Origin of the sequence: Legionella wadsworthii DSM 21896 = ATCC 33877, from assembly GCF_000701265.1 — a bacterium.
Lineage (GTDB): Bacteria > Pseudomonadota > Gammaproteobacteria > Legionellales > Legionellaceae > Legionella > Legionella wadsworthii.
In genome coordinates this window covers 421,690-448,399 of the sequence record NZ_KL370759.1, presented here as the reverse complement: position 1 = coordinate 448,399, position 26,710 = coordinate 421,690, and the positions used below count along the sequence as shown (strand labels likewise).

Below are 26,710 nucleotides of genomic sequence, written 5' to 3'. Positions count from 1 at the left end.
CTCATGCAGAGTTCCTAGCTTTTACCCTAAAACAAGTCCGCCAAAAAATAATAAAACCGACCAATAAAAATAATACAGGACCATACCATAATAAAAATGTTACCGTTTTAACCGGTGGTTTAAACAAAATAAAATCACCATACCTATCAGTGAGATAATCTATAATTTCACTGTCGCTCTTACCTTGCTTCACCATCAGATATACCTGGTTGCGTAAATCTTTAGCAAGTTCAGCATTTGAATCGGCCAAATCTTGATTTTGACATACCAAACACCGCAAATCTTTAAGCAAATATTGAAACTGTGCTTCTTTTTGAGGCGAATCCAAGGGATAAGTCGTATTTGCAAGAACTGCTGAGCATAAAAAAATCAAAATACATCCAACAAGAAAATCAAGTCTCATGAATTCTGCTCCAGTTTTTTAATTAAAGGAGAGAGCTCTTTGAGCCACACTTCTGGAGTCATGATTCCAGCATGACGATACCGAATGATTCCCTTTTTATCAATAACAAAAGTCTCAGGAGCGCCATAAACTCCTAAATCAATAGCAGCTGTTCCATTCGTATCTTGTACAATGAGTTGATAAGGATTGCCCCATTGTTCTAACCAGCGAATTGCGCTATCACGAGTGTCTTTATAATTTAGTCCATATATAGGTATGCCTTCACGCGCCAATTGCAACATAAAAACCTGCTCGTCGATACAAGCCGCGCACCAGCTGGCCCAAACATTTAACAATACCACCTGGTTTCGTAACTGAGTTGAACTAAAAATTGAGTTTGGTTCCTGTAATTGGGGCAAGCTAAATTCCGGTAGCGGCTTTCCAAGCTGAGCAGAAGGTAAATCGTGTGGATTTAAAGACAGACCACGCCAAAGAAAAATACACAGCAATAAAAAAAGAGTAATTGGAATAACTTTCCATCCTAGTTTTTTCATGCATTTAACTCCCGTGCACCAACGATGACTGATTGTTTTCTTCTGTAATACCTTCTGTCAGCAAGTGCTAGAAAACCTCCTGCCAAGATCATAAATCCTCCACCCCAAATCCAACGAATTAAAGGCTTATAATAAAGTCTTACCGACCAGGAATCATGGCTTAATGGCTCGCCCAATGCGATATAAATATCTCTAAATGGAGTAACATCAATGGCAGACTCGGTCATAGGCATTTGACCTACAGTATATAGCCTCTTTTCAGGATAAATAGATTTGATTCTTCCTTGGTATTTTATGTCAAACCGAGCTTTGGTTCCTTTGTAATTTGGACCAACTAGAGGTTCTTGATTGATGAATTCAATAGAATAGTCCAGTAACTCCAAATTTTGACCTGGGTGCATTTGCACATCATCTTGCACTCCATAAGCGGTAGAAATTGCAATGCCGATCACTGTGGTTGCTACGCCTAAATGCGCGAGAACCATGCCCCAAAAGGCCTGGCTGACTTCGAATAAACCTCTATCGGAGACCCGTCTGTATGCAGATTGAAATGTGCTGAGAATGACCCAAAAAGCAAGGCTCAATCCGATAAAGGCAGAAACATTAAATTGCTGGGCAGTAGTGAGAAGCAAAGTCAAAGGCAGTAAAACACTAAGTATTAATGTTTTCCAAAGCTTTCTCCAAATACTAAACCAGTGCTCATGGTTCCATTTTAAATGAATTCCGATTCCCATCAGCAGCAATAGAGGAATCATTAAAGGAACGAATACCGCATTAAAATACGGTGCGCCCACTGAAAGCTTACCCAACCCTAATCCCTCAATCAGTAAGGGATACACTGTCCCCATTAATACAGTAAGCATGATGACAACTAAAAATACATTATTTAATAATAAAGCACTTTCTCTGGATATTGGGCTTGGATGTGCCTCAGAATTCAAATGTTGTGCTTTAAAAAGGAATAATAATAAAGAGCCGCCAATAACAAATAGTAAAAATCCCAAAATATATAAACCACGCTGTGGATCAACCGCAAAAGCATGAACCGAAGTCAAAACACCCGATCGTACGAGAAAAGTCCCGATTAAACTTAAAGAAAAAGCAGCAATAGCTAATAACATGGTCCAGGCTTTAAATTGCTGACGTTGCTCCGTTACAGCCAAAGAATGCAATAAAGCGGTTCCTATCAACCAGGGCATAAATGAGGCATTTTCAACCGGATCCCAAAACCACCATCCGCCCCACCCCAGCTCACGATAAGCCCACCAGCTTCCCAAAGTAATACCCGCTGTTAAGCAGCACCAGGCCGCTAATGTCCATGGTCTTGTCCATTTAGACCAATTGGCTTGAACTTTACCAGCCCAAAGTGCTGCCAGGGCAAAAGCAAACGCGACAGAAAAGCCGACATAACCCATATACAACATCGGGGGATGAAACAAAAATCCTGGATCTTGTAATAAGGGATTTAAATCCCTACCTTGTGTTTCTAAAACCTGGAATTGACGTAAAAAAGGATTCGAGGTCGTGAGCAAAAACAGGATAAACCCTATACTGAGCCAACCCAGAATGACTAAAATTCGTGTACGCATTTCTTTGTCCAAACCTGCACTGCAAAATGCCACGAGCAAAGTCCAAAAATTTAGGATAGCAACCCATAAAAGCATCGATCCTTCATGCCCACCCCAGACAGCACAAAATTTATAAAACCAGGGTAGGGAAATGCTGGAATTACTCACAACATAAATAACGGAGAAATCATTTTTTAAAAAGCAAATGGTGAGAAAAAGATAGGACAATGCAATGAAAAAAAATTGAGACACCACGTAAGTACGTGCGGCATCCATCCAATGGCTACGCCCTAACTGCAATCCAAATAAGGGAATCACTGCAAGCATCAAGGAGGAAATTAAAGCTAAAATTAAAGAGAAAAGTCCTAATTCTGCTATCATGAACGTACCTTTTTTGATAAAGCGGCTTTTACTTCCGGCGGCATGTAGTTGGCATCATGTTTTGCCAACACTTGTGAGGCTTGGAAATGATACTTATCCAGAAGCTGGCCTTCAGCAACCACGCCCTGTCCCTCTCGAAACAAATCGGGAAGAATCCCAGTATAGCTTACTGTAATGGTTCGATTAAAATCAGTAATCTTAAATGCCACATCCAAACCTTTTTTCGATCGGACAATAGAATCCTTTTCCACCATGCCGCCCATGCGAATTTTATGATGTTGAGGTACTTCGCCTGCCACTGCCTGGCTTGGAGTATAAAACAAACTAATGTTTTGCCTTAGCGCATATAAAACCAAAGCTGAAGCTATGGATAAAATCGACAGAATAAAGAGTATCATCATTAATTTGCGTTTGCGTGCCGGTACCATTTTCTTATCACTTAAGCCATTGTTGTAATTTGTGTTTTGTTTGTTTTCGTTTCAATCGCATTCCTAATAGATTCATAATGAAAATACCACAAAACAAACCATAAGCAGGCCATACATAGATAGAGTATCCTCCCATTGCCGCCCACTCTAAAAAATGATTCATTTAAATTCCCCTTCAAATTGAATCTTGACCCAAGATTGTCTTTTTTCCCTTAGCAATAATTCATTGCGTGCTTTTTCTAAAATAATCCATAAGCTGTACAAAACAAATCCGGTAAGGGTTAACAATAAAGGATATAACATACTTGCATCGATTTTAGGCTTGGCAAAAACCGACAATGTAGATCCTTGATGTAAAGTATTCCACCAATAAACCGAATAATGGATAATCGGCAAATCTATAATTCCCACTAAGGTTAAAATAGCGATAATTTTATCTCCATTATCTTTATTTTTAATCGCATAGTGAGTGGCTATAATTGCAGCATAAAGAAATAAAAGTATTAATTCAGACGTCAACCTGGCATCCCAAACCCACCAAGTCCCCCACATGGGTTTTCCCCAAATACTTCCCGTAACCAAAGCAAGAAATGCCATGCTTATACCCATCTGAGCTACGATATGAATTAAAAGCCCCGCTATTTTAATTCGCCAGACTAGAAGTAAAACAGCTAAAAATGCCATCCAAGCGTAGAGCATCATGGATAAGAAAGCACTGGGAACATGCACATAAATTATTCGAAAAGCATCACCCTGTTGATAATCAGGAGGAGTAAAAGCCAGTCCCCAAATTATTCCAGAAACCAAAGTCAGCAGAGTACCTATCGCCAGACCTGGAGTAAGCCGACCTGCAAATTGATAAAAATACTTAGGTGATGCCAGTTGGTATAAAAATTTCCACATAGGAATAATAGAAATCAAATAAAGGGAATTTTAACACGTATCCACCTGTTCGCAAAACAAGAAATCAGTTAAGTCCATGTAATTCAGTTGGCTTAAATTAAAAACCCTCTGATATCGGTATAAAATCCCGGCTATTAGACATGAGCTTTGGGAAATAAAATAGTTTGGAAAACGATGCTTAATCCACATGGCTAATGCGAATTATCCCCGCAATCGCAAAAGGTAAAAGACCCATTGCAATTACAGACATCGCAAGTAATAAGGCGAGATAAGCACGAACGGGCAAACCTTGCATGGCCACATTTACCAAACCGCTCCCAAAAATAAGTATCGGTAAGGTAAGGGGTAATAAAATCAATGCCATCATGATTCCTTTTTGCTGGATACCCACCCCAAATGCGGCGGCTAGAGCACAAAGAAATAGCAAAGCGGGAGTACCGCAAATCAGAGATATGCAAAATATTCCCGTTTCCCAAAGGCTCAATCCAAACATTAATGACACGAATGGACATAAAATGAGCAAAGGCAGCAAATTAAAAAACCAATGGGTCAAGATCTTTGCACTAACCAACACCGGCAGGGATTTTCCGGAAACGATCCACTGCTCCATGACACCATGCTCATAATCTTGATGAAACATCCGCTCCGATGAAAGAAGAAAGCACAAAAGTATACCCATCCAAAATAATCCGGGGACTATGGCTCTAAGCAAATCAACCTCAGGCTTAAGTGTCAGCGGAAAAATGGAAAGAAAAATTAAAAAAAACAAACAAGAATTCATTAAAAAGCGAATTTGCCGACCTTGGATGAGCAATTCACGTTGGCATTGCTTTATGAATAATGCAAAAGATGTAATCACAGACAATACTCCGCATAGCTTGGATGACTAAGCGGCAACTGCTGATGAGAAGTTAATAAAACAGCACCGCCTTTTTTTCGATGCGCTGCTATTTTATCCATAATCAGGTCAATCGCTTTATCATCCAATGCAATTAGAGGCTCATCAAGAAGCCATAATTTGGCACCCGAAAACCACAAACGCAGCAAACCTGCTTGCCTACGCTGTCCTGCGGACAAAATGCCGCAGGGAACATGAAGATGTGATTCCAAATTAAAAAATGAAGCGAGCTCTTCCAGATTAAATGCCTTTTCATTCGCGTGACTTAATGGGTAGGAGGAAACAGGATAATGCAAATCAAAATAACAATTTTCTTTTATAGTCAGGTTGGGATTTATCCCTGCTTTATGACCAACGAAGCAAATATGAGTTTGGTACTCGGACCAATCCATACTTATGTTTTTTCCAAAAAAACGGATCTCTCCTTGAAAAGGATGATATAAGCCTGCGATTAATTTCAAGAGGGTTGTTTTACCGGCACCATTTCTCCCCCGTAAGTGCAATAAGCCACCGGCTGGCAAATGAAATGTTATCTCATCTAATAAAGGTTTATCCTGATAGTCAAAACTCAGATTCATTACATCTAACATAGGTATATTTTGGATTTCTTCTAATTCAGTTATTATATCATCAATCGCTTCTGAAGTGTCTGCTTCGCTTTGCACAACTTTATTAGTACTAAATAAGTATGCTCTTGCGAACTCCCTTTTCGGACGCCATAATTTTATTTTTTTTTTTATTAAGGTAAGTAATGGAATTTTTAAGTCAATACGGTATGTTTCTTTTAAAATCAATAACTGTTGTTATTGCTTTCCTCGTAATATTTGCCGGTTTTTTTTCTATGAGTCGCAAACCAAAGCCTAAACTGGAAGTTACTTCCTTGAACAAACACTATGAGAATATTATTTCTATTGTGAACAAGGAAGTTCTTGGAAAAAAAATGCCCAAGAAGAAAAAATCAAAAGAAGAACAGCCCACTCTTTATGTTCTTGATTTTCATGGCGATATGAGAGCCTCACAAGTAGAACAGCTGCGGGATGAAGTCACTGCCGTAATTTGTTCTGCAAAAAAAGGCGATGAAGTTTTGGTACGATTGGATAGTCCTGGTGGAATTGTGAATACCTATGGATTGGCTGCTTCGCAACTTCAGCGAATTCGTGACAAACAAATTCCCTTAACTGTGAGTATTGATAAAATGGCTGCAAGTGGTGGGTATTTAATGGCTTGTGTCGCAAACCAAATTATTGCAGCCCCTTTTGCAATCATAGGGTCTATAGGTGTCGTCGCTCAAATACCTAATTTCCATCGTTGGCTGAAAAAGCATGATATTGATGTGGAACTATTAACTGCAGGAGAATACAAGCGGACTTTAACACTTTTGGGTGAAAATACCGAAAAAGGGCGAAAAAAAGCTCAGGACGATTTAGAAAAAATTCATGCCGCCTTTAGGAATTATGTAGCCGAACATCGAGAACAACTGAATATAGATGAAGTTTCTACAGGGGAACACTGGCTCGCTAAAGATGCTTTTAATCTTCATTTGGTGGATAAATTATGCACCAGCGATGATTATATTGTGGAAAAATTAACAACATATAAGGCATTTAAAATTACAGTCCCTCCTAAAGCTTCGCTTGCAAACAAATTACTTAAACCCGCAATGCGCTTGATGCATCCATGGGCATAAGCTATTAGAAAAGGAACACTAATATTTTTATTCAGCAAAAGTGGTGAAACACTTAAATTTGGAGAATGGTGTATAATTAATTTATATTACAAAATGGAGTGAGCCATGAGTGACTTTAAATCAAAATTACCCGATCTCAAAGAGTTAGCTTCAATGACCAATAAATTGTTTACTGACATTAAAAAGAGCGTGGGTGAAATCGTACATAATTATAAGGAAAACAGAGCCCAGGAAACTGAAGCCGAACAAAAAAGTACCACGCCTCCCCAAGCTGGGCCTAAGGAACAAACGATAGTTGAAGAAACCATTATTGTTAAAGAAAAACCGAAATCAGCCAAAGCGTCTGAGCCTACAGAGACCGTTGAAACGATTGAGACGATAGAAGTTGTTGAAACGGTAGAACCGAGTAAAAAACCTAAAACAGAAGAAGACACCAAAAAATAAACCAACCCTTTCCAGGAAACTCATTCTCCCTAAGGCGAGAATGAGTTTAACCCGAGCAATCATACCCGTTCAGGACGAGTAAGGCCATATTTACGCATTTTTTCCACCAGCGTCGTACGTCTCATATTCAAGTAACTGGCAGCATGTGCCACCACCCAATCCGATTCATTTAATGCTTGACTAATGAGGGCAAGCTCCGTTTTCACCAAATGTTCTTTTAAATCAATTCCTTCCGTACTGGGGCTCGGCTCTTGATTCATTACTTCTAACAGGGCTTCCCTTTCAGAACTTTCTGTATCCGATTCAGCAGCAACTACCTTATAATCACCACGCAATTTTTGGGGCAAATCTTCTTTTCCTAAAATTCCCTTTGGATATAAAATTGTAAGCCGCTCTACTAAATTAGCTAATTCTCTAATGTTACCTGGCCAGTTATATTGGCATAATGCAGTCATTGCATCCGAAGTAAGCCGAACAATAGGTTTGTTTTCGCTCTCAATGCGGGAGATGAGTTCATTAAACAACAGCGGGATGTCTTCTGATCGCTCTCTTAGAGGAGGCATTTCTATGGGAAATACATTCAGTCTATAAAATAAATCTTCTCTGAACTTTCCTTTGCAAATTGCTTCTTCCAAATTTCTATGGGTTGCAGCGATAATGCGTACATTCACTTCAATACTTTTATTGGAACCTACGCGTTCAAAGCAACGTTCTTGTAATACACGTAACAATTTGACTTGCATTGCTAAAGGCATGTCACCGATCTCATCAAGAAATAAAGTACCGCCATTGGCTAATTCGAAACGGCCTTGTCTCGAAGTAATTGCCCCCGTAAACGCACCCTTTTCATGGCCGAATAATTCACTTTCTAATAATTCTCCAGGAATAGCGCCACAATTGATTGGAATGAAGGGTTTAGAAGCTCTTGACGATAATGCATGTATGTTACGCGCGACTACCTCCTTTCCTGTCCCTGATTCCCCTAAAATTAAAACACTGGCGTCTGTATTGGATACTTGTTCTATTAACCTTCTAATATTACGCATACTTGCGCTACTACCTACCAGATTGTTTAGCAATGGATTTTTGTGATTACTTATAATAATTGTTTTTACTGCTTCCCTAGCAATTTTACATTGATGCAAGCTTTCCATGATTTGTGCATAAGTAAATGGAAAAGATTGACACGCTACTATATTGCGCAAAATACATTGTGTGTTGTTTAGTTTTTCATCCACTACAACAATGGGAACTTTAATAAATTTATTTGCTAAAGAGTCCAACTCACTTATCGTTTCCGAAATCGACTCCCCTGCACAAAGAAAAATAATATCTGGATTATTATCAATAAATTGCCATTCGCCATACTTACTGACTTCAGTAGATTCACCGATAAATTCCAGTATCGTGCATATTTTCTCGCATCGATCCTCATTATTATCAATGATAAAAACTGTGTCATTCATACTCATAAACTTATCCTTAAGTTTAAAATACTTCCACCATCATTCTTTCTCCCGAATCCGAGAAAAGAGTATCGGATTTAATTATCGAAAACAGACAATTGCTTGAAAACCATTACATAAATTACCAAAACATAATTCCTGACTGCCAATTGCTTTAGTAGCACTTACCTGTGTTTCCTTAACGAAATATTTTGCTTGCATAAAACCCATGCGGCTGCAAAAAGAATTAGCAGCTTGCAAACCACAACCTCTATTCTGTTCATAACACCAATCCACCCGGTAATCATTAAAACGTGGATTGGCAAAGAGTTTTTCCCGATAATGATAAGGTTTCGGAGGAGCATGAGATAAATCAGTAGCACAAACAATGGTTATAAATCCATTGCATCGCCAGCCTTTGCAACTTTGACTGGTCGATATGAAATGTGATAATCCTATATTGTAGGCAATTTCGTTATCGCTGGAATAATGATAACCAAGCATTTGACAATAACGATCAGCCACTGCTTTACCGCATTCCTTACCATCTACGGTACAATAATCCAGACGTTCTCCTAAATAAGTAGGATGCCAGAAACTTCGAAAAGCCCTATTGTTCTTTTCACTTACCTTTGCATTAATCGAAAACGAACAAAATAAAAAAATTATAATCATAAAATTACGAAAATAAATCATTAAAACAATCCTTTAGCGATTATGAAATCATGTTAGCCTATGAGGCTTACTGGTACAAGGCCAGTAAGATATATAATCACTATTGATTTATTAAATGTAGCACATCTAATTTGACTCTTTTTTATTCATGTTTATTTTTGAAAAAAAAAATTTAATTTGATAAAATAATGAACATGAAATTCTGCTCATTATTCATGTTATTGCTTTTTGTGCTGCTTCCATACTCGATAAGCAATAAAATAACTGTCGATCGAACCACCTACACGGTAGCAGGCTCTAAAATTCCGTGCATACAAAAAGCGCCTGTCAGCTCAAAAATTCGGTGCAATCTTAACCAAACCTACATTACTCCAAATATTTTAACCCTATCAAAAATCTATTCACTCCTGGGTGTGGTATCTTTTTCTCTTTATCTTGTAGCTCTTTGTGCTGGATTCAAACAGCGAATCTACAAACCACCACGCGAATTTCTCTAATATTCAGCTTTTTATTTTTAAATGAATTCTCATGATTTATTCATCATGGTTTGTAATATATTGGAGTATATTTATGAAAAAATTATTCAAAACTATTATATTGATAATGGTTGTGTGTTTGTCTGCGACATTATGGGCTTCTGGGAATAAAGAAGAACTCAATGTAAAAAACTACTTTCAGTTTGTTATTCCCAAATATCATACGAGCAGACAATCAGGACAAACTGTCACTATTTATGTTCGTTATGCGTATAAGAAAGATCTCGATCAGGGTCAATATCCTGACTACCGGATTTTACGCTCTGCTGTTTTGAAGTACATGGAACCTTCAACAGAACTTCCTGAACATATTTTTTGGGAGATACTGGCGACTCAAATGGGTAAGGAGTTAATGAAAGATTATCCATTAGAGGGTGTGAGTATTCAACTTAAAGTTTTAGACAACCAAAATCCTAATAGCTATGAGCCAGGGGACCATGGACCTACCTTTACAGTTGGTGAAATAGAACCTTTAGATGCCCATTATTAATGGAGATTGAATGCCACCGATGAACCGGGCATCCTAAATATCTCCCTGGGAGCCGCAACTTGTCCGAGGGCATGGTTTTTATCATTATTTCCTGAATCCCGCGGGCAAGCCGCGGGTCGTTCAAAATTACTGCAAAACCAGGTACCGTAATGGGTAGTATATTCAAAAGAAAGACTAGAAACCTGGGTTTTCCAAAATTTCAACTGCCTTGATTTGTCCAGGTAGCGTCTATCCAGAGTGAATAAATATTAAATAGGGTTATAACTATCAATAAACAAATGTTCTAATTCAAATTGAGAAGCAAGGTGTTTCCCTAAAGCCTGTATGCCATACCGTTCCGTTGCATGATGCCCACATGAGTAATAGTTTATCCCTAATTCTTTCGCTTGGTAAAACGTCCGTTCAGATACTTCCCCACTGATATAAGCATCAGCACCTAATCGGAAGGCATCTTCAATAAAATCCTGTGCTCCACCGCTGCACCAAGCAATGTGACTGATTGGCTTCTCGCTACCTTTAATGAATAAAGGAGTGCGATGAAGTTTTTTTGATAGGTACTCACTAAAATCGTTGTGTCTCATAGCTTGAGCAATTTTACCAGACCATAGCAGATTATCGGTTCCGCCAGCTCGGTGCATGTGCACCATATCGACTTCAAATAATTTAGCCAAACAGGCATTGTTTCCCAGATCAGGATGACAATCTAAAGGTAAATGATAGGCAAATAGATTTATTTGATTGCATAATAACTTATAAATACGATTTCTTTTCATTCCAATAATGGTTTGGGCCTCACCTCGCCAGAAATATCCATGGTGCACCAATAAAGCATCGGCGCCCCATTCAATAGACTGAGTAATTGCATCCTCTGAGGCGGTCACTGCTGTGCAAATTCGCCTAATCTGCTCTTTGCCCTCGACCTGTAACCCATTTGGCGCATAATCATTGAATCGGTCACAACTCAATAATTGTTGTACATATAAGGATAATTCTTCTTTAGTAATCACCGGTCAGACACTCTCTTTATGTCAGCACCCAGTAAAGATAATTTTTCTTCTATGCGTTCATACCCTCTATCTACATGGTAAATACGTTCAACAGAGGTTTCACCCTCTGCAACCAAACCAGCCAATATTAAGCTGGCAGAAGCACGTAAATCAGTGGCCATTACTGGTGCACCAGTTAATTTTTCAACACCATTAATGAGGGCTGTGTTTCCATTGAGTTGTATCTGCGCTCCCATCCGTTGCAGTTCTTGCACATGCATAAATCGATTTTCAAATATTGTTTCCACGATAGTTGAAGATCCTGCTGCCACAGAATTCATGGCCATAAATTGTGCTTGCATGTCTGTTGCAAAAGCAGGATAAGGGGCCGTAGAAATATGGACAGCCTGGGGACGTTGGTTGTGCATGTTGAGGCTTACCCAATCTTCGCCTATCGTCAATTCTGCACCGGCTTCTTCAAACTTACATAACTGCGATAATAAGGTATCTGGACGAACCCGCTTCACTGTGACATGACCTCGCGTTAGCGCGCCAGCAGCCAGATAAGTGCCTGCCTCAATTCGATCGGACATAACAGAATATGTGCCGCCGGAAAGAGACTCCACACCCTCTACTTCGATAATTGAAGTTCCAGCGCCGGAAATTTTTGCACCCATTTGAATTAAGAAATTGGCAAGATCAACTACTTCTGGCTCACGCGCTGCATTTTTGATAATGGTTGTTCCTTCAGCAAGAGTAGCCGCCATCAGGACATTTTCAGTTCCCGTAACGGTGACGGTATCGAACATTAAACGTCTGCCTTGCAAACGACCGCGTTTGCAACGCGCATTGATGTAACCATTTTTAACAGTGATGTCCGCACCCATTGATTTTAAAGCTTTTAAATGTAAATCAACGGGTCTTGTTCCTATAGCACAACCGCCAGGTAAAGAGACATCTGCTTTACCAAATCGAGCGAGCAAAGGACCCAAAACCAAAATGGATGCACGCATGGTCTTCACTAAATCATATGGGGCCACAAATTCGTTCACTTGACTGGCATCAACTTGAACATTCATTTTCTCGTCAACAATTAAGTGAGCGCCTAATTGCCCAAGCAATTCCATCATGGTGGTGATGTCTTTGAGATGAGGGACATTGGAAATTGTGACATGATCACGTGCCAGCAAACTTGCTGCCATAATTGGTAAAGCAGCATTTTTTGCTCCTGATATGACTACTTCACCATGAAGCGCTTTACCACCGTTAATTAATAATTTATCCATGTTGCTTCCCCCATTCTTCTTTTGTCCACGTGTTCATGCTAATTGCGTGCAGCTTGCCACTCGTAATTAAATCTTTTAGTTGTGCATAGACCCATTGTTGTCTGACGACCTTGGATTTATTGATAAAGACATCGCTTACTACAGTTATCCTGTATTGATAACCATCCCCCTCCACTTTGATATGGAAAACATCACTGATGGATTTGAATTTTTGTTCTATTTCTTCATTACTTATCATTAAAATTAGCTCACAAATATAAATTAATACAACTTTTTACAACAAAAACATGGGGATAGAAATTTTCGAGTTTGCAATTCAATATAAAAAAGAAAACCCAGGTTACGCTGCGCTTCACCCAGGCTACAATTTAGATACCAAAAAGTAAGTGTTCTTTTTAATTCAATAGAACAATCTCAAAAAATTAAACAGCCTCCAAGATACGCTTCACACCACAAAACTCTGCTAAGGATTTGGTTTCAGCAGGCATTCCGATGATTTCAAGAATTTTATTATTTTTTTTGCATAGTTTTCTAGCCTCTATCAGCAAAGCCAAACCCGCACTGTCACAGTGCTTGACCTGACTTAAATCAAGACGAAACCGATCGCTTTTATTTTCCATTAAAGCCTGATAAAGCTTTGCTCGCACTGCCACTATGGACTTAAAAGTAAGATCAGCTTCGGGTTTAAAAGATACAGTATTCACAGTTTAGGAAGCCCTTTTAAGTTGCTTTTTTTCCATTAAACCAACCACTTCATCAATACTGGAGTTCTTTAAAGCTTCTGCAAACTGAGATCGGAAACTTTGCAATAAACTGACTCCTTCAACACTGAGGTCATAAATTCTCCACTGTCCATTTTTGGAAACCAAGCTATAAGATAATGGAATATTTTGGCCTTCACTGCGAACTATAATGCTATTTACCCGCAAAAATCGTGAATTTAAAGAACCTCTCAATGGTAAAAATTGAATGCTTTCATTCGTGTATTGCGCCAATGGACTTGAATAGGTACGAATAACCAAACGCGTAAACGCTTTGGAAAATTGATTTTTTTGTTTGTCCGTAGCCTTGCTCCACGCTTGCCTTCCCAAAACAGAGCGGGACATCCCAGCAACATCAACTATAGGCAGTAAATTGTTTTCTACAGCTTGGTAAATGATATTAGGATTACTTTTCAAGCTGCTCTTATTTTCCTTTAATGTAGCAATTATGTTATTGGCAGTTTGCTCTAACATAGGAATGGGAGAATTTTGTGCACAGATTATCGGAGATAAAATCACACTAACAACGAATAAAATTGTTTTTATTATTCTCATGTTTTTTGACCTTATTTTTTAATGTTAAACAGTAGTTGACCTATTAAATTCTCAAGAATGATAGCCTCTTGAGTTTTTCCAATTACATCCCCATGTCGCAAATAAGGGTGCTCCTTATCTCCTTCATCTTCAAAGCCAGGGACAATACTAATGTAGTTTGAACCCAGCAAACCCTCAGTTAAAATTCGAGCCGAAGCATCGTCATAAGGTATTTTTTTATCGCTGCGTAAGCGCATAGTCACTTTCGCATTAAGATCTGTCGGTTGCAATTCAATCCGAGTGACCTCTCCAATTTTAACTCCCGCCACAGTAACCGGCGCCCGTACTTTTAAGCCTCCGATATCGGTAAAGTCAGCAGTTACATCATAACTGTCATGAGATGCAAAACTGGAAAAATTACTCACTTTCATGGTCATGACTAACAAAGCTAATATACCAAGCAACATAAATAGTCCGACACTTAAATCTACGTAACGTTGCTTACTCATTTACCAATCTCCAATCATCATTGCGGTCAACAAAAAATCAAGCCCTAGAACGGCAAGCGATGAATAAACCACAGTTTTAGTCGTCGCTTGGCTTATCCCTTCTGCAGTAGGTACACATTCAAACCCCTGGAATACAGAAATCCAGGTTACAACAAAGGCAAAAACTAAACTTTTAATGATACCACTGAGTACATCGATACGGAAATCTACAGCAGCTTGCATATTGGACCAGAAACTCCCTGCATCCACACCTAACCAGTGCACACCGATAAAATATCCACCAAAAACAGCTACAGCAGAAAAAATTAGCCCCAGAATGGGTAATGTAATAAATCCAGCTATAAAACGAGGATAAATAACCCTTCCCAAAGGATCAACCCCCATCATGTCCATACTGGACAATTGTTCTGTTGCTTTCATCAACCCTATCTCAGCAGTTAAAGCAGAGCCCGCACGTCCAGCAAACAATAAAGCACTGATGACAGGGCCCAACTCCCTTGAGATACTTAATGCCAATAACTGTCCCAATTGACTTGATGCACCAAATTTTTGCAAAGTATTATAGCCTTGCAATCCAACCACCATTCCTATGAATAAAGCAGAAACAATGATGATTAAACAAGACAAGACCCCGACAAAATGGATTTGGTATCGAAGTAAAGGCCATAGTCTTGAAATCCCAGGCCGTCTAAATAGCATAAAGAATAAAAATAAGCCAGAATTTCCTAGATTTTTCAGGACTTGGGAGCCACGATTACCGGCACGCGTGATAAATTCAAGCATCTAATAGCTCCTCTATATACGATCTGGCTGGATAATGAAAAGGAACTACCCCATCAGCCTCTCCATGCATAAATTGCTTAATTTGAGGTTCTGAGGATTGTATGAGTTCTTCGGGAGTCCCTTGCCCTATGATTTTTCCACCGGAAATAAGATAAATATAATCTGCTATCGAGCAAGTTTCTGCAACGTCGTGTGACACAATAATTGTTGTGGTGTGCAACAACTCGTTTAACCTTTTGATAAGGCGAACCAATACCCCTAGAGATATCGGGTCTTGCCCTGTAAAGGGTTCATCGTACATCATCAATTCTGGATCCAACGCAACTGTGCGGGCCAAAGCAACTCGTCTTGCCATGCCTCCTGACAGTTGAGCAGGCATTAATGGAGCAGCACCCCGCAGACCCACTGCTTCTAATTTCATTAATACAATATCACGCAACATAGATTCATTGAGTTGGGTATGCTCGCGTAAGGGAAACGCCACATTATCGAATACGGAAAGATGGGTAAATAAAGCGGAGCTTTGAAACAGTAGTCCCATGTTCCGACGCGTTTCATACAAGGCTTTACGAGATAATTGGTGCATGTTTTGACCATTAACATAAATAAAGCCGCTATCCGGCTTTAGTTGGGCGCCAATTAATTGCAACAATGTTGTCTTACCAGAGCCACTAGGTCCCATGATTGCAGTAATCTTACCTCGCTTAACCTCCATGTCTATGCCATCAAAGATATAGCGGTTCTCGCGAGTAAAAACCAAATTTTTTATTTCAACCCAATTTTCAGGCATACTCTATTATCCAGTTCTGGCCAAAATTAGAAGTATACCCAAGATACTCCAAAATACTAGATTTGAGACGATTTGATTTTATCGTTCGGGAAGTATTTATAGCGGAGAGAAAGCCAGATTCTATGGTGATTCTTTAAAAACATCCAGAGTGGAACAGAAAAAGACTACATGTACTACTTTTGAAATTATCTTAAAAAGTCGAAGCGGGATAGAAGAAAAAAATGAGTTCTCTAATCCTGTATATTCAAATGTTTTTTTGTTAGAATGAAAAATAAACAAAAAAACCAAAATAACCTATGAATTTCTGTACACTTGGTCTTGCTGTTATTGAAACTGAAGCACAAGCTGTCTTTGAATTAACCAAAAGAATCGATAACCGGTTTGAAAAGGCCTGTAACCTCTTACTTGCCTGTAAAGGGCGCATTGTAGTTACGGGCATGGGAAAATCCGGTCATATCGCGAATAAAATTGCTGCTACTTTATCAAGTACAGGAAGTCCTTCGTTTTTCATGCATCCTGGTGAAGCGAGTCATGGAGATTTGGGAATGATAACCCGTCAAGATGTGGTTATTGCCATTTCCCATTCAGGGAATACCCTGGAAATAGTCACCTTACTGCCTTTATTAAAGCGGCTGGAAATTCCCCTCATCACTTTGACCGGAAATTCGGAGTCCACTTTAGCAAAAGCAGCGGACGTTAATTTGGATGTGAGTATCCATCAAGAGGCATGCCCATTAGGTCTTGCTCCCACAACCAGTACTACTGTTGCCCTAGTGATGGGTGATGCATTGGCCATAGCTCTTTTACAGGCTCGGGGTTTTAGTGAGGAGGATTTCGCCTTATCTCATCCAGGTGGCTCTCTTGGTAAACGACTGTTACTTCGTATTGATGAACTCTGCCATGAGGGATCCCAGCTGCCCCTAGTTCATGAAAATGCAACCGTAAGTGAAGCCTTAATCGAAGTCACTGATAAGAAATTAGGCATGACCTGCGTCATTGATCATAAAGGGTATCTCGTTGGCGTTTATACCGATGGAGACGTTCGGCGAACACTCACCCGCCAATATGATATCAATACCACGCCCATAAAAGAGGTGATGACCCGCAATGCTCGTACCATTCCTAAAGGAATGCTTGCTGCCGAAGCTTTGGCAGTGATGCAAAAGCACAGTATTACCTCACTTATTGTTATTGATGAAGACAACAGACCAACTGCCGTTCTCCATCTTCATGATTTATTAAAAGCAGGTGTTTTTTAAAATGAATCAATTAATTGAACGAGCCAAAAATATCAAATGCCTTATCTGTGATTTGGATGGGGTTCTAACTGATGGCCTCTTATATATTGATAATCATTTTAATGAGTTAAAGACATTTCATATCCAGGATGGAGTTGGTTTAAAACTACTCATGACTGCTGGAATCGAGGTGGCAGTCATTACTGGTTCACGAAATGCAGTCGTTGATCACCGAATGCAACAATTAGGTATTATTCATTATTATAAAGATCAAGCGAACAAACAAGAAACATACACCCAATTGAAAAATAAACTCAATTTACAAGATGAAGACATAGCTTATGTAGGTGATGACATTCCTGATGCGCCTATTATGCGGCAAGTCGGCCTAAGCGTTGCAGTTGCCAATGCAGTTTATCAGATTAAAGAAATTGCAATGTGGCAAACAACCCTGACCGGTGGACGGGGGGCTGTACGTGAGGTTTGCGATCTTATTCTTAACGCTCAAGACAAAATGGATTTTGCGATAACTGGTTACCTTAAATAATGAATGCAACAAAACAATTTATGTGGTTATTTTTTACTTTAATTCTTCTGGCCTGCTCCGGATGGTATTATAGCCACTCAAAAACCATCATTCGTCTGGATAGTGAAACTTTAGCCAATTCTGTTGATACCACCATTTCCAATATTAAAGTACATCAGTTTAATCAGCAAGGCGAACTGATTCATGTACTCACCGCCCCCCTCATGCAACACATCCAAAAAGGAAATGTGTATTTGTTACAAAATCCGCATATTGTAGTGAGCCAGGATGAACAACCACCATGGGATATTCGTTCAAAAAGTGCCAAATCTTTGGATGGAGGCAAACAAATTACTTTTAAAGGTCATGTTGTTGTCCATCAAGAGAAAGGAAGTAAATCACAAGAGAGCACTTTAAAAACAGAAGAAGTCACTTATTTTCCTAAGGAAAAGAAAGCGAGCTCCGATGTGCTTGTGACTTATGAACAACCCGGGAATATTATACAATCCAAGGGAATGAATGCTTATTTAGATGAAAAAAGAGTAGAATTACTACATCAAGCAAGAGGAAGCTATGTTCCAGCGAAAGGTTAATCTTTATCTTTTGTTTTTTGTACTGTTCATTTCTTCTGCACATGCCATGACAGAGGATCAAGAAAAAGTCATGCATGTCATGGCAGATGCAGCCGATCTAAGTCAACAGCAACATAAAGGAGTTTATACCGGTAATGTATCGCTAGTGCAAGGAACAACAAATCTGCAGGCAGATAAAGCAGTGACTTTAGGAAATGAAAAAAATCAGCTCGTCGTCGCAATTGCCAATGGGACAAAAGGGAAGCAAGCGCATTATTGGACAACCACAGACCCTAAAAAACCCCCCCTGCATGCGTATGCAGACATCATTCGTTATTATCCACTTCGCCATTTAATTGAACTTGTAGGAAATGCACGGGTAGAACAAGGCGAGAACTCTTTTTCCGCTGCAAAAATCAGTTATGATACTGTAAAACAACATGTATTATCTCAAGGGGATGGAAATAAAAGAATTACCATTATTTATCATCCAGAAAAGAAACCATCATGAATATCCTGGAAGCACGAAATTTAAAAAAATCCTTTAAATCGCGTACTGTGGTTAATGGCGTAAGTATTCATATTAAACAAGGCGAATGTGTTGGATTATTGGGCCCTAATGGTGCTGGTAAAACAACTTGTTTTTATATGATAGTCGGCTTGCAATCCTGCGATGAGGGTCAAATTCTGCTCGGAAATCAAGACATCACAGCAAGTGCCATGCATCAAAGGGCACGTTTGGGCATTAGCTATCTTCCACAGGAAGCTTCTGTTTTCCGTAAACTCACCGTATCGGAAAACATCATGGCTATTCTTGAACTGAGATCGGATTTAAGTGAGCAGGCCCGAGAAGAAAAGTTGGACCTGCTACTTCAAGAATTTCATATCTCGCATCTGAGCAAAAGTTTGGGTATGGCTTTATCTGGAGGAGAGAGAAGACGGGTAGAAATTGCAAGAGCTTTAGCCATTGAACCTTCTTTTATTCTCTTGGATGAGCCTTTTGCCGGGGTTGATCCTATTTCAGTAATTGATATTAAAAAAATTATTCAACATCTATGTAATAAAGGCATTGGGGTTTTAATCACCGACCATAATGTCAGAGAAACACTTGATATCTGCGAGCGTGCTTATATTGTTAGCCAGGGAAAGATATTGTGTGAAGGAACCCCAGATATTATACTCGCCAATCAGCAAGTAAGAGCTGTTTATTTGGGTGAAGATTTTACTTTGTAAAAAGAATATCAGCCTGGATGCAGATAAAATAAATATTTAGATTCAATCATGTTACTCATAATCGACAATTACGACTCATTTACTTACAACCTGGTTCAATATTTCCAAATTCTTAATCAGGAGGTTTGTGTTTATACTCATGATCAAATTAGTGTTGCACAAATAAAACAACTTGCACCGAATCATCTCGTCATTTCTCCAGGGCCAAAAGCTCCAAAGGATGCTGGGGTTTCAATGGAAGCGATTCGCGCTTTCTATGCAACCATTCCCATATTGGGTATTTGTCTTGGTCATCAAAGCATAGCGCAAGCTTTTGGAGGCCAGATTATTGCAGCACCAGAGATTATGCATGGAAAAACATCCGTTATAAAGCATAATCAAACAGGGTTATTTAAGAACATACCCAACCCATTTCAAGCAACCCGATATCATTCTTTAGCTGTTGACAAAAACACCCTTCCCAAAAATTTTTCTGTCGATGCATGGGCAGATGATACAATAATGGCAATTGCACATCGTCATTATCCTGTTTTTGGTCTACAATTCCATCCAGAAGCTATTTTAAGCCAGCATGGACTCCAATTATTAGAGAATTTTTTAGAATATGAAGCCGAATCTTCTGTTTGAACATCTTATCGCGAAAAAAAACCTATCTACAGAGCAAATGCACTCCGTAATTCGTGCCTGCATGTCCGATCAATATAATGACGTGCAAATTGCGACTTTTCTAGCCTTGATGCGCATGAAAGGTGAGACAACGGAAGAATTATCAGCTGCTGCCGACGTCATGAAGCAATTAGCCCACCCTATTGATTTAGGTTCTAATTTGATAGACATCGTTGGAACAGGTGGAGATGGAAGAAATACTTTCAACGTCTCCACTGCAAGCAGCTTTGTTGTTGCTGCAGCAGGATTTCCTGTAGCCAAACATGGCAATCGTTCGGTTTCAAGTCGAAGTGGAAGTGCTGATTTATTGGAAAAAGCAGGATTGGCATTGAATTTATCGGATGAGCAAATAAAATCTTGTATCCAGCAGTGTGGTCTGGCCTTCTTATTTGCACCCCATTATCATCCCGCCATGCAACATGCCCGCTCTGCGCGGCAACAACTTGGCATTCGAACTTTGTTTAACTTATTAGGTCCCTTAGTCAATCCCGCTCAAGTTAAAAAACAGGTCGTTGGGGTCTTTTCAACTGTGTGGCAAAAACCTTTAGCTTCAGTTCTTGCTCATTTGGGCAGTGAAAGAGCTTTGGTAGTATGTTCTCATGATGGTTTAGATGAAATCAGTATTGCAGCACCAACAGACGTCATAGAGTATCGAGAAGGGGTTTTTACTCATTGGGTAATAAACCCCAAAGAATATGGCATCCAATACTCATCTTTAGAGGGAGTTAGTGTCAGTTCCCCAGATGAAAGCCTGGCATTAATCAAAGGTGTATTTTCTGGAAAATTAGGCGCTCCACGGGATATGGTTTTATTAAATTCTGCTGCAGCAATTTACTGTGCCCAGGAACATATTTCATTCGCTAACGCATTAGACAGGGCAAAAGAAGTTATAGATAGCGGTAAAGCCAATCAATGTTTTGATCAACTTATTCAATTTACTCAAACTTTAAATAAAGAATTCCATCATGAATAGTGTATTACAACGTATTGCGCAACGGAAACGGGAAGAAATTGCCCTTGCTAAGAAAAATAAGCCTTTAAATGTATTACTAAATGAAACTATTATGGAGCGGCGTGATTTCATTGGGGCTTTGGTAAACAGAGAAACCCCAGCCATTATCGCTGAGATAAAACACGCTTCCCCAAGCAAAGGATTAATTAGAGAAGACTTCAATGTGAAAGAGATTGCAGCTACTTACGAGCAACATGGGGCTCGGTGTCTCTCTGTGCTCACTGACGTTGATTTTTTCCAAGGGCATCCTGATTATTTATCCCAAGCAAAAAATGAATGCAAATTACCCATACTTAGGAAAGATTTTATTTTGGATGAGTACCAAATCCATGAAAGCTTGGCTTTAGGTGCAGATTGCATATTACTTATCGTCGCTTTACTTGATAATGTTCAATTAGCTGATTTTTGTCAATTGGCCCATGAGTTAGACATGGCGGTTCTTGTCGAAAGTCATGATCAACAAGAACTGGAACGCGCATTACGTTTACCGACCCCATTAATAGGTATAAATAACCGCAGTCTTCATAACTTTCATACAGACACTCAAGTAAGTATTCAATTGAATCAATACATTCCCCATGACAGAATTGTGATCACTGAAAGTGGTATTAATACACGTTCTGATATTACTATGATGCAATCTCATGGTATCAATACTTTTCTCATTGGAGAAAGTTTAATGAGAGCTAAAGATATAGGTAAAGCTTTAGACCAGCTCGTGCATAACAGTTAAACTGTTTTCCCTATTCACAATTGGGTTCAGTGGGCTCTGAGGGCTCAGGTTCTGGGGATCCAGGATCTTCCGGTTCGTAAGGATCGGGTTGTGTTGGATACTCGTTAGGCTCATCCGGATACTCATATGGATCTGGTATTTCGTTCTGATTTTTCAAAATGATATCCTTATATTTATAACGTTTATAAAATTATAGCAAAAGGAAAAAAAATGAAAGTAGCTGTAATCACCGGAGCAGCAAATGGCATCGGTTTAGCATTAAGCCAAGCTCATCTAGAACGTAGTCATACTGTGGTGATGGTTGATAAAGATTCTATGAAACTGAACCAGGAAGTAGAACAATTATTAGTTCAGTATCCTGAAAAAGTAATGGGAATTCCTTGTGATGTCACGCTGCCTAATGATTTAGCCCAGATGGCGCATTTGGTTATGAGTAAACTTGGACGCATAGATTGGATCTACAATAATGCCGGCATAATGGGGCAATTAGGACCTATCTGGGACGTGGCTCCGGAAAATATACAACAAGTTATGGATGTTAATTTATTTGGAATGATTTATTCTATACAAGCATTTCTTCCCTTGTTGTTCCAACAAACCTTTCGTTCTCATATAATCAATATTGCCAGTTTATATGCTTTATGTAATGGTTCGCAAACAGCGTCTTACGCCATATCAAAACATGCAGTACTTGCTTTATCAGAATCATTACATTTCGATCTAACTCGTACAAAAAGACCTGTAGACGTCTCCATCGTGTTCCCCTCATTCACAGATACAGCACTTTTAGCCAATCAGTCAGATTCAGGAGATCCATTTCATGAGGCATTAAAATCCTTATTATCTCATTCTCGTCCGGCAGCCGATGTAGCAAATTATATTGTGCAGGAGGTAGAACAGAAAAAATTCTATATTTTTCCAGATAAAGAGGTAAAGGGATATTGTGAAGAGCGCACCAAGGCAATGATTCTGGAGGAAGAGCCTCATATAACCAATATTGAAAAATTAATGGGAGCCCTAATAAAACGTCAGGAATCGAGACATAAAACAATTTAAATGTGTTCTAATTCCTGGTTGCTGGCAACCAGGCTAGATACTTATGCAGCCTTTTGGAGCTATACTTCGAGCATATCCAATAATTCACGCCGAAACTTGTGATAATCCACTTCTACAGCATGTCGAATATGGGATTTAAATCGATAGTGAGGCTTGTTCATTTCCTCTAGAGTTTTTTCATGAAGCTTAGCAGGACGTTTTAGAGTTCCCATAATAATTCGTGCCGCTATCTTTGATTGATAATCCGCAAGAGGCCAAATACATCCTTGAGGTTGGCATAGGCCGATAAAATATAAGTTATCGTAGTCTGGATGCATCATTTTTCGATACAAAGGTATCTTGGTTGAATTACTAAAATCGGCTACTTCCTTATCAATAAATGGAAAACTGATTTTATATCCAGTAGCGAAGATAACTGTATCAAATTCTTCGGACTCACCGTTATTAAAATGAACTCGGTTTCCTTCGAAATGAGAAATTCCGGGCCTAGGAAAAACCTCTCCATGCCTAATAAAATAAAGCAACTCTGTGTTTATCGTGGGATGTATTTCCAAGGGGCCGCAATCGGGTTTCATCAATTTATATTTGGCATATCTTCCTTGAAGTATCCTTGCAAAGAAACTCAACACTTTTTGTCTTAGCCAGGAAGGCATCCACCTGATTTTTGCCACAGCATCATCAGTTGGCTTTCCAAACACAAACTTAGGAAATATATGGTAACCCCGACGCATACTGATACATGTTTTTGGGGAAATACGTGCCACTTCGACAGCAATATCGCAGGCTGAATTACCGCCTCCAACAACCAGAACGCGTTGGTCTTTAAAAACTGAAGCCTTTTTATATTGGTGTGAGTGCATCATTTGTCCGGAGAACTCTCCCGGATATTCGGGCATGAACGGATCCCAATGATGCCCATTAGCTACCAACAAATAATCATAAAATTCTTCATGAATTCCTTTCTCGTTTTCATAAACTACTTTCCACTCATTTTGGTTGGTATGTTTTACTTTTAAAACATGAGTATTAAACTGAATATATTGAGTTAAATTAAAATGGCTTGCATAACTCTTAAAGTATTCTAATACCAATGTGTGTGATGGATAATCAGGATAATGCGCTGGCATTGGAAAATCTTCAAATTCTGACCAGCGTTTCGAACTGATAATATGCGTTGTTTCATAAATACTGGAATGATCGTTTCTTTCATCATAGACCCAGTTACCACCGATTTGATCGTTTTTTTCAAAAACGGTGATGTTTTTCACTCCCTGCTCTTGTAAATTTTTAATTGCAGCAAGTCCACTGGGGCCAGCTCCGATAACGCAGACACGAGGACAATCTACCTTACCCTTTTGCTTTATTTGCATTACTTAACACCTTTTTAACTTCTTCCATAATCATGGCTTGTACAACGGGATCTTTATCAATTGTGAAATGGTTTACTGCAACTCCTTTTAACGTAGTCACATTAATGTTGTCAATACGCGTTTGCTCAGGATTAACCGCTTTAAGCTTTAAACCACTAAACATGGGAACATAACCAGGTTTATAAAAATTCATCGCATGTTTTACGTTAGGGGGAACAACAGTTGTAGAAACTGCATCGACCGTAACCAATAAATCTACCGGAATACCCGCTTTATTCAAATTACGTGCAACCTTGATTTGCTCGTTAGCACCTAAAGAATGCCCCACCAGAATAATCGGCCTGTGATTTTTATGTTTATAGTAATAACTCATAATAGAGCGACTCACATTACCTGCGTTATACCACATATCACTTGGCGCAGGTATTTTACATTCCTCGAGCACTGTATCGCTCAATGTTCTCATTCCCGTGCTAAAAAGACCCAATCCACCTAGCATGGTATGTACTTCCCCACGATAAGGTTTTGATTGGTTTACTCCGACCTTTCTTCCATTTTTATTCGTAGTTCTTTGTGTTTCCTTTTCATGTAATACGGATTGAGCAGCCTTTGGTATAGGCCGTCGTTCAGAAGCCCTCCCTCCAGATAAATCGACACAACCAGCCATACCCAGTGTGATGAGTAAAAACAAAAAAGAGATAAAAATGTTTAAGTTTTTATTTCGGAAAGAGTTCATTTTAATTTTTTATGATTATTCTAAAAGGAAGATCATAGCTATTCTTTGAAGATTTGCCAAGATGAACACATGAAGGAAGGATAAATTCTTTTCTATCTATAATTCATTGAGTATCTTTGATACCCTACCTTACAAAAATAAATGTAGTACTGTAGACATTTTTTAATTTCTCTATGGATGATTCCAAATTGTTTATTGAAAAAGCCAATGCGATCCTGACGGTCAGTCAACTTAACCGACAAGTTAAAAGTTATCTTGAAAATGAACTTGGTTTAATTCATGTGGAAGGAGAAGTTTCTAATTTAAGCAAACCCGTATCCGGGCATTATTACTTTACTTTAAAAGACAGTAAAGCCCAAATTCGCTGTGTTTATTTTAAAAGCCGTCATATCAGCCTTTTTACAAACAAATTATCCGACGGGCAACATATAGTAGCGAGTGGCAAATTAAGCCTTTACGAGGCCCGTGGTGATTACCAATTGATTGTGGATCAAATCACCGAAGCAGGTTTAGGGGCACTTTATCAACGTTTTGAAGAGTTAAAAAATAAACTTGCTGCCGAAGGATTGTTTGATTCAATCCGAAAAAAACCCATACCATCCATGCCTCGCACCATTGGAGTTATCACATCGACAACCGGGGCAGCAATTCGTGATATATTATCGACTTTATCCCGGCGTTTTCCTATAGCTTCAGTACTCATTTATCCTAGTGAAGTACAAGGTGCCGGCGCAGCACAACAACTGATCCGTGCATTAATAAGAGCAAATAAGGAAAATAGGTGTGATGTGCTTTTGCTGGCTCGTGGTGGAGGAAGTATCGAGGATCTGTGGGCATTTAACAATGAGCAATTAGCGCGACAGATTTCAAGTAGCTCGATTCCTATTGTCTCCGGAGTTGGCCATGAAACAGATTTCACCATTGCTGACTTTGTCGCAGATTATAGAGCGGAAACCCCCACAGCTGCTGCCACATTGGTAACACCTGATTGTCAAGATTTATTCAGATCATTAAACCATTCCATTTTTCGTCTACAGGAAGCAATCCACAGATTTTTGCAGAAATATCAAATCAAACTACACCATCTCACGGAGAAAATATGCTCTCCGAAAAAAACTATTTCAAGCCATTGGCAAACCACGGATTATCTGGAACGCCAATTAATTGCCCATATGTGCTATATCCTCAAACAAAAATTGCATCAGTTGCATCTAAATACAAACCATTTGAATGCGAAAAATCCTAAAACCCAAATCAAGCAAACCCAGATACTGTTACAAAAAATTTCAGCACAACTCATCCATCATATTCAAAATAAAATTCAATTACTTAATTACCAGCTCAGATCGCAATTATCTACCTTGCACGCTGTCAGTCCCTTGGCTACACTGGATAGAGGGTATGCTATTGCAATGAAGGACGAAAAGGTATTGTACTCTAACAAACAAGTAAGTACAGGTGATAGGATTAATGTGCGTTTAGCAGAGGGAAATTTAACCTGTGAAGTCGTTCAAATACATGAGTAAGA

General features: G+C 39.1%; 34 protein-coding genes. 13 read left to right on the top strand and 21 right to left on the bottom strand.

Annotated features, from left to right (window positions below):
* Position 1: 1 nt before the first annotated feature.
* The 8 genes from BU07_RS0108180 to ccmA all read right to left on the bottom strand — a co-directional run bounded on the left by BU07_RS0108180 (position 2) and on the right by ccmA (position 5,704).
* Positions 2 to 403, bottom strand: a complete 402-nt coding sequence (locus BU07_RS0108180) for a cytochrome c-type biogenesis protein (RefSeq protein WP_031565062.1) — start codon at positions 401 to 403, stop codon at positions 2 to 4.
* Positions 400 to 936, bottom strand: a complete 537-nt coding sequence (locus BU07_RS0108175) for a DsbE family thiol:disulfide interchange protein (protein WP_031565061.1) — start codon at positions 934 to 936, stop codon at positions 400 to 402. The genes BU07_RS0108180 and BU07_RS0108175 overlap by 4 nt, the downstream gene beginning before the upstream one ends.
* Positions 933 to 2,885 carry a heme lyase CcmF/NrfE family subunit gene (locus BU07_RS0108170; protein ID WP_031565058.1) on the bottom strand — a complete coding sequence of 651 codons (1,953 nt, stop codon included), beginning with the start codon at positions 2,883 to 2,885 and terminating at the stop codon, positions 933 to 935. The genes BU07_RS0108175 and BU07_RS0108170 overlap by 4 nt, the downstream gene beginning before the upstream one ends.
* Positions 2,882 to 3,313 carry a cytochrome c maturation protein CcmE gene (gene ccmE, locus BU07_RS0108165; protein ID WP_031565056.1) on the bottom strand — a complete coding sequence of 144 codons (432 nt, stop codon included), beginning with the start codon at positions 3,311 to 3,313 and terminating at the stop codon, positions 2,882 to 2,884. Before ccmE ends, BU07_RS0108170 begins: the two co-directional genes overlap by 4 nt.
* A gap of 7 nt (positions 3,314 to 3,320) precedes the next feature.
* The gene (gene ccmD, locus BU07_RS0108160) at positions 3,321 to 3,476 is read right to left on the bottom strand and encodes a heme exporter protein CcmD (RefSeq protein WP_031565055.1); all 156 of its coding nucleotides are present in this window, start codon (positions 3,474 to 3,476) and stop codon (positions 3,321 to 3,323) included.
* The gene (gene ccmC / locus BU07_RS0108155) at positions 3,473 to 4,216 is read right to left on the bottom strand and encodes a heme ABC transporter permease CcmC (RefSeq protein ID WP_031565053.1); all 744 of its coding nucleotides are present in this window, start codon (positions 4,214 to 4,216) and stop codon (positions 3,473 to 3,475) included. The genes ccmD and ccmC overlap by 4 nt, the downstream gene beginning before the upstream one ends.
* 178 nt (positions 4,217 to 4,394) lie before the next feature.
* Positions 4,395 to 5,075: a heme exporter protein CcmB gene (gene ccmB, locus BU07_RS0108150; RefSeq protein WP_051635513.1), complete on the bottom strand. Its 681-nt coding sequence runs from the start codon at positions 5,073 to 5,075 to the stop codon at positions 4,395 to 4,397.
* Positions 5,072 to 5,704 (bottom strand): heme ABC exporter ATP-binding protein CcmA, encoded by a 633-nt coding sequence (ccmA, locus tag BU07_RS0108145; RefSeq protein WP_031565050.1) that lies wholly within the window; start codon positions 5,702 to 5,704, stop codon positions 5,072 to 5,074. The genes ccmB and ccmA overlap by 4 nt, the downstream gene beginning before the upstream one ends.
* 161 nt (positions 5,705 to 5,865) lie before the next feature.
* On the opposite strand from ccmA, the gene sohB reads away from it, so the two are divergent.
* Together sohB and BU07_RS0108135 are read left to right on the top strand one after the other, a co-directional pair.
* On the top strand, positions 5,866 to 6,801 hold the full coding sequence (gene sohB, locus BU07_RS0108140; protein ID WP_031565048.1) for a protease SohB: 936 nt from the start codon (positions 5,866 to 5,868) through the stop codon (positions 6,799 to 6,801).
* A gap of 105 nt (positions 6,802 to 6,906) precedes the next feature.
* A complete protein-coding gene (locus BU07_RS0108135; protein ID WP_031565046.1) occupies positions 6,907 to 7,245 on the top strand; it encodes a hypothetical protein in 339 nt (112 codons plus the stop codon).
* Between the two features lie 59 nt (positions 7,246 to 7,304).
* On the opposite strand, the gene BU07_RS0108130 is transcribed toward BU07_RS0108135, so the two are convergent.
* Together BU07_RS0108130 and BU07_RS0108125 are read right to left on the bottom strand one after the other, a co-directional pair.
* Positions 7,305 to 8,717 (bottom strand): sigma-54 dependent transcriptional regulator, encoded by a 1,413-nt coding sequence (locus BU07_RS0108130; RefSeq protein ID WP_031565044.1) that lies wholly within the window; start codon positions 8,715 to 8,717, stop codon positions 7,305 to 7,307.
* 75 nt (positions 8,718 to 8,792) lie between these two features.
* Complete coding sequence (locus tag BU07_RS0108125) at positions 8,793 to 9,386, bottom strand: hypothetical protein (protein WP_031565042.1); 594 nt, start codon at positions 9,384 to 9,386, stop codon at positions 8,793 to 8,795.
* Positions 9,387 to 9,935: 549 nt separating this feature from the next.
* On the opposite strand from BU07_RS0108125, the gene BU07_RS0108120 reads away from it, so the two are divergent.
* On the top strand, positions 9,936 to 10,391 hold the full coding sequence (locus BU07_RS0108120) for a hypothetical protein (protein WP_031565040.1): 456 nt from the start codon (positions 9,936 to 9,938) through the stop codon (positions 10,389 to 10,391).
* A gap of 248 nt (positions 10,392 to 10,639) precedes the next feature.
* Here BU07_RS0108120 and BU07_RS0108115 read toward each other — a convergent pair whose 3' ends face one another.
* From BU07_RS0108115 to BU07_RS0108080, 8 genes are all read right to left on the bottom strand, one after another.
* Positions 10,640 to 11,398, bottom strand: coding sequence for a Nif3-like dinuclear metal center hexameric protein (locus tag BU07_RS0108115; protein ID WP_031565039.1), 759 nt, complete (start codon positions 11,396 to 11,398; stop codon positions 10,640 to 10,642).
* Positions 11,395 to 12,663, bottom strand: a complete 1,269-nt coding sequence (murA, locus tag BU07_RS0108110; protein WP_031565037.1) for a UDP-N-acetylglucosamine 1-carboxyvinyltransferase — start codon at positions 12,661 to 12,663, stop codon at positions 11,395 to 11,397. Before murA ends, BU07_RS0108115 begins: the two co-directional genes overlap by 4 nt.
* Entirely contained in the window at positions 12,656 to 12,901 is a 246-nt protein-coding gene (locus tag BU07_RS0108105) for a BolA family protein (protein WP_031565035.1), read from the bottom strand. Before BU07_RS0108105 ends, murA begins: the two co-directional genes overlap by 8 nt.
* A gap of 184 nt (positions 12,902 to 13,085) precedes the next feature.
* Positions 13,086 to 13,367 (bottom strand): STAS domain-containing protein, encoded by a 282-nt coding sequence (locus BU07_RS0108100; RefSeq protein ID WP_031565033.1) that lies wholly within the window; start codon positions 13,365 to 13,367, stop codon positions 13,086 to 13,088.
* 3 nt (positions 13,368 to 13,370) lie between these two features.
* On the bottom strand, positions 13,371 to 13,979 hold the full coding sequence (locus BU07_RS0108095; RefSeq protein ID WP_031565031.1) for an MlaC/ttg2D family ABC transporter substrate-binding protein: 609 nt from the start codon (positions 13,977 to 13,979) through the stop codon (positions 13,371 to 13,373).
* Positions 13,980 to 13,990: 11 nt separating this feature from the next.
* The gene (mlaD, locus tag BU07_RS0108090) at positions 13,991 to 14,467 is read right to left on the bottom strand and encodes an outer membrane lipid asymmetry maintenance protein MlaD (protein WP_031565029.1); all 477 of its coding nucleotides are present in this window, start codon (positions 14,465 to 14,467) and stop codon (positions 13,991 to 13,993) included.
* Positions 14,468 to 15,250, bottom strand: coding sequence for a lipid asymmetry maintenance ABC transporter permease subunit MlaE (mlaE, locus tag BU07_RS0108085; RefSeq protein WP_031565027.1), 783 nt, complete (start codon positions 15,248 to 15,250; stop codon positions 14,468 to 14,470).
* Positions 15,243 to 16,040, bottom strand: a complete 798-nt coding sequence (locus BU07_RS0108080; protein WP_031565025.1) for an ATP-binding cassette domain-containing protein — start codon at positions 16,038 to 16,040, stop codon at positions 15,243 to 15,245. The genes mlaE and BU07_RS0108080 overlap by 8 nt, the downstream gene beginning before the upstream one ends.
* A gap of 296 nt (positions 16,041 to 16,336) precedes the next feature.
* On the opposite strand from BU07_RS0108080, the gene BU07_RS0108075 reads away from it, so the two are divergent.
* Genes BU07_RS0108075 through trpC form a run of 8 tightly spaced genes read left to right on the top strand, consistent with a single transcriptional unit; the run spans position 16,337 to position 22,020 of the window.
* A complete protein-coding gene (locus BU07_RS0108075; protein WP_031565023.1) occupies positions 16,337 to 17,299 on the top strand; it encodes a KpsF/GutQ family sugar-phosphate isomerase in 963 nt (320 codons plus the stop codon).
* Between the two features lies 1 nt (position 17,300).
* A complete protein-coding gene (gene kdsC, locus BU07_RS0108070) occupies positions 17,301 to 17,825 on the top strand; it encodes a 3-deoxy-manno-octulosonate-8-phosphatase KdsC (RefSeq protein WP_031565022.1) in 525 nt (174 codons plus the stop codon).
* Positions 17,825 to 18,397, top strand: coding sequence for an LPS export ABC transporter periplasmic protein LptC (lptC, locus tag BU07_RS0108065; RefSeq protein WP_031565021.1), 573 nt, complete (start codon positions 17,825 to 17,827; stop codon positions 18,395 to 18,397). Before kdsC ends, lptC begins: the two co-directional genes overlap by 1 nt.
* Positions 18,378 to 18,887 (top strand): lipopolysaccharide transport periplasmic protein LptA, encoded by a 510-nt coding sequence (gene lptA / locus BU07_RS0108060; protein ID WP_031565020.1) that lies wholly within the window; start codon positions 18,378 to 18,380, stop codon positions 18,885 to 18,887. The genes lptC and lptA overlap by 20 nt, the downstream gene beginning before the upstream one ends.
* Positions 18,884 to 19,609 carry an LPS export ABC transporter ATP-binding protein gene (lptB, locus tag BU07_RS0108055; protein ID WP_031565018.1) on the top strand — a complete coding sequence of 242 codons (726 nt, stop codon included), beginning with the start codon at positions 18,884 to 18,886 and terminating at the stop codon, positions 19,607 to 19,609. The genes lptA and lptB overlap by 4 nt, the downstream gene beginning before the upstream one ends.
* 48 nt (positions 19,610 to 19,657) lie before the next feature.
* Positions 19,658 to 20,236, top strand: coding sequence for an anthranilate synthase component II (locus BU07_RS0108050; protein ID WP_031565016.1), 579 nt, complete (start codon positions 19,658 to 19,660; stop codon positions 20,234 to 20,236).
* Positions 20,214 to 21,248, top strand: coding sequence for an anthranilate phosphoribosyltransferase (gene trpD / locus BU07_RS0108045; protein WP_031565015.1), 1,035 nt, complete (start codon positions 20,214 to 20,216; stop codon positions 21,246 to 21,248). The genes BU07_RS0108050 and trpD overlap by 23 nt, the downstream gene beginning before the upstream one ends.
* On the top strand, positions 21,241 to 22,020 hold the full coding sequence (trpC, locus tag BU07_RS0108040; RefSeq protein ID WP_031565013.1) for an indole-3-glycerol phosphate synthase TrpC: 780 nt from the start codon (positions 21,241 to 21,243) through the stop codon (positions 22,018 to 22,020). Before trpD ends, trpC begins: the two co-directional genes overlap by 8 nt.
* A 10-nt stretch (positions 22,021 to 22,030) precedes the next feature.
* On the opposite strand, the gene BU07_RS17545 is transcribed toward trpC, so the two are convergent.
* Positions 22,031 to 22,177, bottom strand: coding sequence for a hypothetical protein (locus BU07_RS17545; RefSeq protein ID WP_165482408.1), 147 nt, complete (start codon positions 22,175 to 22,177; stop codon positions 22,031 to 22,033).
* Positions 22,178 to 22,230: 53 nt separating this feature from the next.
* On the opposite strand from BU07_RS17545, the gene BU07_RS0108030 reads away from it, so the two are divergent.
* Positions 22,231 to 23,076 (top strand): SDR family NAD(P)-dependent oxidoreductase, encoded by an 846-nt coding sequence (locus BU07_RS0108030; protein WP_031565010.1) that lies wholly within the window; start codon positions 22,231 to 22,233, stop codon positions 23,074 to 23,076.
* Between the two features lie 59 nt (positions 23,077 to 23,135).
* On the opposite strand, the gene BU07_RS0108025 is transcribed toward BU07_RS0108030, so the two are convergent.
* Both BU07_RS0108025 and BU07_RS0108020 read right to left on the bottom strand, forming a co-directional pair.
* The gene (locus BU07_RS0108025; RefSeq protein ID WP_031565007.1) at positions 23,136 to 24,446 is read right to left on the bottom strand and encodes a flavin-containing monooxygenase; all 1,311 of its coding nucleotides are present in this window, start codon (positions 24,444 to 24,446) and stop codon (positions 23,136 to 23,138) included.
* A complete protein-coding gene (locus BU07_RS0108020; RefSeq protein ID WP_031565006.1) occupies positions 24,424 to 25,182 on the bottom strand; it encodes a hypothetical protein in 759 nt (252 codons plus the stop codon). Before BU07_RS0108020 ends, BU07_RS0108025 begins: the two co-directional genes overlap by 23 nt.
* A 188-nt stretch (positions 25,183 to 25,370) precedes the next feature.
* On the opposite strand from BU07_RS0108020, the gene xseA reads away from it, so the two are divergent.
* Positions 25,371 to 26,708, top strand: coding sequence for an exodeoxyribonuclease VII large subunit (xseA, locus tag BU07_RS0108015; RefSeq protein ID WP_423202571.1), 1,338 nt, complete (start codon positions 25,371 to 25,373; stop codon positions 26,706 to 26,708).
* Positions 26,709 to 26,710: the final 2 nt, after the last annotated feature.